This is a genomic window from Limnospira sp. PMC 289.06, assembly GCF_032350395.1.
Classification (GTDB): domain Bacteria; phylum Cyanobacteriota; class Cyanobacteriia; order Cyanobacteriales; family Microcoleaceae; genus Limnospira; species Limnospira platensis.
The window spans coordinates 1-349 of sequence record NZ_JARPLC010000538.1 but is presented as its reverse complement, the minus strand read 5'-3'; the positions used below and the strand labels follow the sequence as shown (position 1 = coordinate 349).

Annotated in this window: 1 protein-coding gene; it reads right to left on the bottom strand. The window is 46.4% G+C overall.

Annotated elements, in window-relative coordinates; genetic code table 11:
- Positions 1-47 precede the first annotated feature (47 nt).
- The gene (locus tag P5674_RS26175; protein WP_014275842.1) at positions 48-272 is read right to left on the bottom strand and encodes a reverse transcriptase N-terminal domain-containing protein; all 225 of its coding nucleotides are present in this window, start codon (positions 270-272) and stop codon (positions 48-50) included.
- Positions 273-349: the final 77 nt, after the last annotated feature.

Genomic DNA, 349 nt, shown 5'->3' with positions numbered 1-349 from the left:
TTATTAAGCTGACTGTTGGGAAGCATGGCTGACCGTGGAACCCGCCCCTACAGTCGAACTGCTAAGAGTCGGGCATAATATGATTTCACCAATAGACGTTGCCACCTTCTAGCCTTTGCATCCTGTCCCGATTTAGCCGCTTGAAATATACTCTTTTGGAGCTTGAAAACTTTCCGCTGAACCTTAGTCCATGGGATTGCCTTCCATGCGTTGTTCGTAGTCTTGGTTGGTTTGGGCTTGCCAAATCCTCTCTTTAAACTCGCTATCGCCATTTGTACACCTACTAGACTCTATTTCTTACAATCAAACCGTGACCTGTTAGCATATCCCTACCATTACAGCAGGGCGT

What these genes read in the sequence shown, in the direction of transcription:
- P5674_RS26175 (WP_014275842.1), bottom strand. Translation starts at nt 272, where the DNA reads ATGGCGATAGCGAGTTTAAAGAGAGGATTTGGCAAGCCCAAACCAACC.